The sequence below is a fragment of the Phenylobacterium sp. genome (genome assembly GCF_041920015.1).
Lineage (GTDB): Bacteria > Pseudomonadota > Alphaproteobacteria > Caulobacterales > Caulobacteraceae > Phenylobacterium.
This window is the reverse complement of record NZ_JAYRST010000121.1, coordinates 1-6594: the sequence shown is the minus strand read 5'-3', so window position 1 is coordinate 6594 and position 6594 is coordinate 1. Positions and strand designations below refer to the sequence as shown.

Sequence of the window (6594 nt, the reverse complement as noted above, 5' to 3'; positions counted from 1 at the left end):
TGGCGCCGAGACGGAGGGGGCTTGCGGCGATCGAGGCCCCCCTCAGCCAGCTTCGCTGTCAGCTCCCCCAAAGGGGGAGTATCTGGACGTGCGCGGTCGCAAGACCATCGTCCTCCGCTCCTTCGGCAAGTTCTACGGCCTGCCGGGCGTCCGTCTGGGCTTCGTGATCGCAGAGCCTGGCCTGGCCGGGCGGATCGGCGCCCAGTTCGGCGACTGGCCGGTCAGCGCCGAGGCCATCGCCGCCGGCCGCGCGGCCTATGCCGATTCAGGCTGGGCCGAACGAATGCGCCTGCGCCTGGCTGGCGATGCACGGCGGCTCGACGCCCTGCTGGAGAAGGCCGGGCTGAACGTACTGGGCGGGACTTCGCTGTTCCGGCTCGTGGAGGCGCCGGACGCTCAGCAGCGGTTCCTCACCCTGGCGCGGCTCGGCGTGCTCGTCAGGCCCTTTTCCGACCCGCCGACCTGGCTCAGGTTCGGCATCCCCAAACCCAAGGACTGGCCGCGCCTGGCGGCCGCGCTGGAGGCGACGCGCCCATGAGCGACGAAGAGCAGAAGAACGCCGAGCACAAGGCGGCCATGCAGGCCCTGAAGACCGAGCGCGACGTCATGATGGCCGAGAAGGTCGACGCCCCCGGCCTGCTGCTGGTCCACACCGGCGACGGCAAGGGCAAGTCCACCGCCGCCTTCGGCATGGTCGCCCGCGCCCTGGGCTGGAACCAGAAGGTCGGGATCGTCCAGTACATCAAGGGCAAGTGGATCACCGGCGAGCGCCAGTTCTTCAAGCGCTTTCCCGACAGCGTCCGCTACGAGGTGATGGGCCAGGGCTTCACCTGGGACACCCAGGACCGCGCCGCCGACATCGCCGCGGCCGAGGCCGCCTGGAAGACCTCGGTCGAGATGCTGCACGACCCCGGCCTGGACCTGGTGCTGCTGGACGAGCTGAACATCGCTCTGCGCTACGACTATCTCGATATCGACAGGGTGGTGGCCGACCTGAAGGCGCGCCCGCGCGACAAGCATGTCGTGATCACCGGCCGCAACGCCAAGCCGCAACTGATCGAGATCGCCGACCTCGTCACCGAGATGACCCTCGTCAAGCACCCGTTCGAGGCGGGCATCAAGGCCCAGCGCGGGATCGACTTTTGAGCTGGATGCTGACCCGGCGCTCGGCCCTCGCCGCGGGGGCTGTTCTCGGCCTCGGCGGCGCGGCCCCCGCGCGCCAGCCCCAGCGCATCGTCTCGCTCAATCCCTGCCTCGACGTGATCCTGGTGGCGGTGGCCGACCGCGGCCAGGTCGCCGCCATCAGCCACTATTCGCACGAGCCGACCTCCTCCAGCATCGGCCCGGCCGGCGCGACCTATCCCTTCACCTATGAGAGCGCCGAGGAGGTGCTGGCCCTGCGGCCCGACCTGGTGCTGACCGGCCGCCATTCCTCCCCGGCCACCCGCGCCGCCCTCGACCGCCTGGCCGTGCGCACCGAGCTCTTCGCCGTGCCCGATACGGTCGAGGAAAGCCTGGAGCAGGTCCGCCGCATCGCCGCGGCCGTCGGCTACCCCGAACGCGGGGAAGCCTTGGTCGCCAGGATCGAACGCGCCCTGGCCGCCGCCGCCCCGCCGCCCGGCGCGCCGCGGCTGACCGCGATCACCTACCAGGCCGGCGGCTTCGCCACGGGGCCAGGCACCATGATGGACGAGATGATGCGCCGTTGCGGCCTCGACAACGCCGTCTCCCGCTACGGCTTGACGCGCACCGGCGACGTGCCGCTCGAATTGCTGGTCGCCAACCCGCCCGACATCCTGCTGGCCGGTCAGGCCCGGCCCGGCGCTCCGACCTGGGCCGACCGCGTCTCGCATCATCCCGCGCTCGCCCGCGTCGCGGCGCGCATGCACCGCGCGACCTTCCCCCAGCAGCTCACCTTCTGCGGCGGCCCGGTGCTCATCCGCACCGCCGCCATGCTCGCCCGTGCTCGCGACGAGGCCCTTGCGAAGCGGAGAGACGGATGATGCCGAAGAAATCCTCCACCCTTGGGGGAGGTGGCTCGCGGCCCCAGCCGCGAGACGGAGGGGGCTTGCCGACTCCCCGGTCCTCCTCAGTCAGCCATTCGGCTGACAGCTCCCCCAGGGGGGAAGCAATTGACGGACGCCGCACATGACCCGCCGCCGCGCAACGCTCGCCGCCCTTGGCGTCCTTGCCGTGCTGCTCGCCGCGCTCAGCATGGCCGCCGGCCGGGTCTGGGTGCCGTTCAGCGACTGGCTCGACACCAGCGATCCGCGCTGGGCGATCATCTTCGAACTGCGCCTGCCGCGCACCATCCTGGGCGTCGCCGTCGGCGCGGCGCTCGGCATGGCGGGCGCGGCCATGCAGGGCTATACCCGCAACCCGTTGGCCGATCCCGGCGCCTTGGGCGTCTCGTCCATGGGCGCGCTGGGCGCGGTGCTCACCCTCTATCTCGGGGCCGGCGCCTCGGCGCCCTGGGTGATCGCCAGCGCTTCCATGCTGGGCGCGCTCGCCGCGGTCTTCCTGCTGCTGGCCCTGTCGGGTCAGGCCTCCAGCGTCGTCACCTTCATCCTGGCCGGCGTGATCCTCCAGACCATGGCCGGGGCGGGGGTCGCGCTCGCCCTCAGCCTCGCTCCCAATCCCTGGGCGGTGAACGAGATCGTCAACTGGCTGATGGGCTCCCTGGCCGACCGCAGCCTGCAGGAGGTGCAGATGGCCCTGCCGCTCATCCTCGTCGGCCTGCTGCTGCTGGCGCTCACCGGCCGCAGCCTCGACGCCCTGACCCTGGGCGAGACTGGCGCCCGCTCGCTCGGCGTCGACATGACCCGCGTGCGTTGGCTGCTGGCCCTGGGCGTGGCGCTCACCGCCGGCGCCAGCGTGGCGGTCACCGGGGTCATCGGCTTCGTCGGCCTGATCGTGCCGCACCTGCTGCGGCCGCTGGTCGGGGCGCGGCCGGGCGGCCTGCTCTGGCCCAGCGCGCTGGGCGGCGCGGTCCTGGTGCTCGCCGCCGACATCGCCGTGCGCCTCACCCCCGCCGCGGGCGAGGTGAAGCTCGGCGTCGCCATGGCGGTGTTGGGCGGCCCGTTCTTCTTCGCCCTGCTGCTTTCCATGCGCCGGAGGATCGCATGAGCCGGCTTTCCGCCCACGACATCCGCGTGCGCCTGGGCGCCCGCGACGCCGTCGATGGCGTTTCCGCCGAGTTCCGGGCCGGAACCGTGACCGCCATCCTCGGCCCCAACGGCGCGGGCAAGTCGACCTTGCTCGCCTGCCTGGCGGGCCTGCGAAAGCCCCAGAGCGGCCAGGTCCGGCTGGACGAGGCCGATCTCCTGGCCATGGCGCCGCGCGCCCGCGCCCGCCGCATCGGCTTCATCCCCCAGACGCCGGAGATCGCCTGGGCGGTGGAGGCGCGCATCCTGGTCGGCCTCGGCCGCACCCCCTTCATCGGCTCCAGCGGCCTCTCCGTCGAGGACGCCGGCGCTATCGACCGCGCCATGGCCGCGGCTGGAGTCGCCGACCTGGCCGACCGCGACGTCACCACCCTCTCCGGCGGCGAGCGCGGCCGGGTGCTGATCGCCCGCGCCCTGGCCGGCGACCCCGAATGGTTGCTGGCCGACGAACCGCTGACCGGCCTCGACCCCGGCCACCAGCTCGACGCCGGCGACCTGTTTCGCAGCCTGGCGCACGACCAGGGCCGCGGCGTAGTCGTCACCCTGCACGACCTTTCGCTCGCCGCCCGTATCGCCGACCGCATCATCGTCATGGCCGCCGGCAAGGTGCTGGCCGACGGCCCGCCGGGCGAGGCGCTGTCCCCTGCCGTGATGGAACAGGCCTATGGCGTGCGCGCCCGGGTCACGGCCGGCGCCGGCGGGGCGCTGATCGAGATCGTCGAGCGTGCCGACTGACCCCTGGATCGTCCTGGCCGCCGCCGGCCTCGAAGCTGCGGTCGGTTATCCGGCCCGCCTGCACCGCCACGTCCCGCATCCCGTCGCCTGGATTGGCGCCGGTCTTCGCCGCCTGGAGGCCCTCAACCGCGGGAGCGACCTCGCCCGCCGCCTCGCCGGGATCGTCGTCCTGGTTCTGGTCGCGGGCGCGGCGGGTTTCGTCGGTTGGCTGTTCGACAGGTTCCTGCACGGCTGGGCGCTAATCCTGACGATAGCGGCCGGTTCATTGGGCCTGGCCGCCCGCAGTCTTTACGACCACGTAGCGGCGGTATCGCAGGCGCTAAATTCCTCCCCCGCTGGGGGAGGTGGCGCGGCGAGCGAAGCGAGACGGGACGGAGGGGGCCTGCTGAGTCGGAAGTCCCCCTCGGTCGGCCATGCGGCCGACAGCTCCCCCAGCGGGGGAGCAATGGGTGATCTCGTCGCCGCCCGCGCCGCCGTCGGCATGATCGTCGGCCGCGACACCGAGGCTCTGGATGAAGCTGGCGTCTGCGCCGCCGCCCTCGAGAGCCTGGCCGAAAGCTTCAACGACGGGGTGGTCGCGCCGCTGTTCTGGTTCCTCGTCGGCGGCCTCGCCGGGCTCTTCGCCTACAAGGCGGTCAACACCGCCGACAGCCTGATCGGCCACCGCGAGGAGCCCTATCGCTGTTTCGGCTGGGCGGCGGCGCGGACGGACGACCTGATGAACCTGGTCCCCGCCCGCATCGCCGGCGCCTTGATCGCCCTGGTCGCCGGGCGCGGCTGGCGGGGCATGCTGCGCGATGCGCGCAAGCACGCCTCGCCCAATTCCGGTTGGCCGGAAGCGGCCATGGCCGGGGCGCTTCAGGTGCGACTCGGCGGACCGGCCAGCTATGACGGTGTTCCGCACGCACGGCCGACCTTCGGCGAGGGCCCGCGGCCCTCGCCCCTGGACCTGCGCCGCGGGCTTGGGCTCTATCTGCGCGCCTGCGCGGTTCTCGCCGCCGCCCTGGCCTTGGGAGGACTGGCTTGGCCGCGTTGATGATCCAGGGATGCGGCTCGGACGTCGGCAAGTCGGTGCTGGTCGCCGGCCTCTGCCGTCTCTTCGCCAACCGCGGCCTTACGGTGCGCCCCTTCAAGCCGCAGAACATGTCGAACAACGCCGCCGTCACCGTCGATGGCGGGGAGATCGGCCGCGCCCAGGCGCTGCAGGCCATCGCCTGCCGTACGCCGCCCACCGTCGATATGAACCCCGTCCTGCTCAAGCCCCAGAGCGACGTCGGCGCCCAGCTCGTGGTGCGGGGCCAGATGGCCGGGACCTGGAAGGCCGCCGCCTACCAGGACCGCAAGGCCGGCCTGCTGGACGTGGTGCTGGAAAGCTATCGTCGCCTGGAGGCGGAGGCCGATCTCGTCCTGGTCGAGGGCGCGGGCAGTCCGGCCGAGACCAACCTGCGCGCCGGCGACATCGCCAATATGGGCTTCGCCCGCGCCGCCGGAGTTCCTGTGGTGCTGGTGGGCGACATCGATCGCGGCCACGTGATCGCCGCCCTGGCCGGCGCCCATGTGGTGCTGGAGCCGGACGACCGGGCGATGATCAAGGGCTTCCTGATCAACAAGTTTCGCGGCGACGCCAGCCTATTCGACGCCGGCCGCGCCGAGATCGAGCGCCGCACCGGCTGGGCCGACCTCGGCATGGCGCCCTGGCTCGCCGCCGCCCGCCGCCTGCCGGCCGAGGATGCGGTGGTGCTGGACAAGGCGCAGGCGGGGGAGGGCCGCAAGGTCCGCATCGTCGTTCCCATGCTTTCGCGCATCGCCAATTTCGACGATTTCGACCCGCTACGCGCCGAACCCGATGTCGAGTTCGGCTTCGTGCCGCCCGGCTCGCCGCTGCCCGGCGACGCCGACCTCGTCATCCTGCCCGGAACCAAGGCGACCCTCGCCGACCTCGTCTTCCTGCGCGCCCAGGGGTGGGACATCGACCTCCTGGCCCATGTCCGGCGCGGCGGGCGCGTGCTGGGCGTCTGCGGCGGCTACCAGATGCTGGGCCGCGTCATCGCCGATCCAGACGGTGTCGAGGGGCCGCCCGGCCGCGCCGAGGGCCTGGGCCTGCTCGATGTCGAGACCGTACTGACCGGCGACAAGGTGCTGCGCCCCGCCCGCGGGATCCTGGCGTCGGGGGAGCCCTTCGAGGGCTACGAGATCCATGTCGGCCGCACGGCGGGCGCCGGTACGGCGCGGCCGTTCCTGGTTCGCGAGGATGGCGCAGGGGAGGGCGCGACCTCTGCCGACGGCAAGGTCGCCGGCGCCTATGTCCATGGCCTTTTCGACCGGGCGTCCGCCCGCGCGGCCCTGCTGGGGGACCTTGGCGCCGCCTCCGACGGCCTCGACCAGTCTGCGCGCGTGGATGCGGCCCTGGACGAGATCGCCGCCGCCCTGGAAACCCATTTCGCCATCGATCGTCTGGCCGCCATCGCCGGGCTGGAGCTGCGCCCATGACCCCCGTCGCCCCGCTCGACCGCAGCATGGAGGCTGCGTACCGCGCCCTGGTCGACGGCAAGGCCAAGCCGCTCGGCGCGCTCGGCCGGATCGAGGACCTGGCCGTGCGCCTGGCCCTCATCGCCAGGCGCCCCGATCCTCGCCTGGACCGGGCGCTGTTGCTGGTCTTCGCGGGCGACCATGGGCTCAACGAGGCGGGCGTCTC

General features: G+C 72.6%; 8 protein-coding genes. All 8 read left to right on the top strand.

Going from position 1 to position 6594, the window contains the following annotated elements; genetic code table 11:
- The first annotated feature begins 88 nt into the window (after positions 1 to 88).
- Entirely contained in the window at positions 89 to 538 is a 450-nt protein-coding gene (locus ACE3TL_RS16275; RefSeq protein WP_374579714.1) for an aminotransferase class I/II-fold pyridoxal phosphate-dependent enzyme, read from the top strand.
- On the top strand, positions 535 to 1146 hold the full coding sequence (gene cobO / locus ACE3TL_RS16270; protein WP_374579713.1) for a cob(I)yrinic acid a,c-diamide adenosyltransferase: 612 nt from the start codon (positions 535 to 537) through the stop codon (positions 1144 to 1146). Before ACE3TL_RS16275 ends, cobO begins: the two co-directional genes overlap by 4 nt.
- 5 nt (positions 1147 to 1151) lie before the next feature.
- Complete coding sequence (locus ACE3TL_RS16265; RefSeq protein ID WP_374579715.1) at positions 1152 to 2003, top strand: ABC transporter substrate-binding protein; 852 nt, start codon at positions 1152 to 1154, stop codon at positions 2001 to 2003.
- 145 nt (positions 2004 to 2148) lie between these two features.
- On the top strand, positions 2149 to 3126 hold the full coding sequence (locus tag ACE3TL_RS16260) for a FecCD family ABC transporter permease (RefSeq protein ID WP_374579712.1): 978 nt from the start codon (positions 2149 to 2151) through the stop codon (positions 3124 to 3126).
- The gene (locus ACE3TL_RS16255) at positions 3123 to 3899 is read left to right on the top strand and encodes an ABC transporter ATP-binding protein (RefSeq protein WP_374579711.1); all 777 of its coding nucleotides are present in this window, start codon (positions 3123 to 3125) and stop codon (positions 3897 to 3899) included. Before ACE3TL_RS16260 ends, ACE3TL_RS16255 begins: the two co-directional genes overlap by 4 nt.
- A complete protein-coding gene (gene cbiB, locus ACE3TL_RS16250; protein ID WP_374579710.1) occupies positions 3889 to 4935 on the top strand; it encodes an adenosylcobinamide-phosphate synthase CbiB in 1047 nt (348 codons plus the stop codon). Before ACE3TL_RS16255 ends, cbiB begins: the two co-directional genes overlap by 11 nt.
- Positions 4923 to 6389, top strand: a complete 1467-nt coding sequence (locus tag ACE3TL_RS16245; RefSeq protein WP_374579709.1) for a cobyric acid synthase — start codon at positions 4923 to 4925, stop codon at positions 6387 to 6389. The genes cbiB and ACE3TL_RS16245 overlap by 13 nt, the downstream gene beginning before the upstream one ends.
- Positions 6386 to 6594: nicotinate-nucleotide--dimethylbenzimidazole phosphoribosyltransferase (locus ACE3TL_RS16240; protein WP_374579708.1), on the top strand; the 209-nt coding region annotated here is incomplete at its 3' end. The genes ACE3TL_RS16245 and ACE3TL_RS16240, both read left to right, overlap by 4 nt.

Excerpts from the sequence above, each read along its gene's own strand:
- cobO (WP_374579713.1), top strand. The coding sequence starts at position 535 with ATGAGCGACGAAGAGCAGAAGAACGCCGAGCACAAGGCGGCCATGCAG.
- ACE3TL_RS16265 (WP_374579715.1), top strand. The coding sequence starts at position 1,152 with ATGCTGACCCGGCGCTCGGCCCTCGCCGCGGGGGCTGTTCTCGGCCTC.
- ACE3TL_RS16260 (WP_374579712.1), top strand. The coding sequence starts at position 2,149 with ATGACCCGCCGCCGCGCAACGCTCGCCGCCCTTGGCGTCCTTGCCGTG.
- ACE3TL_RS16255 (WP_374579711.1), top strand. The coding sequence starts at position 3,123 with ATGAGCCGGCTTTCCGCCCACGACATCCGCGTGCGCCTGGGCGCCCGC.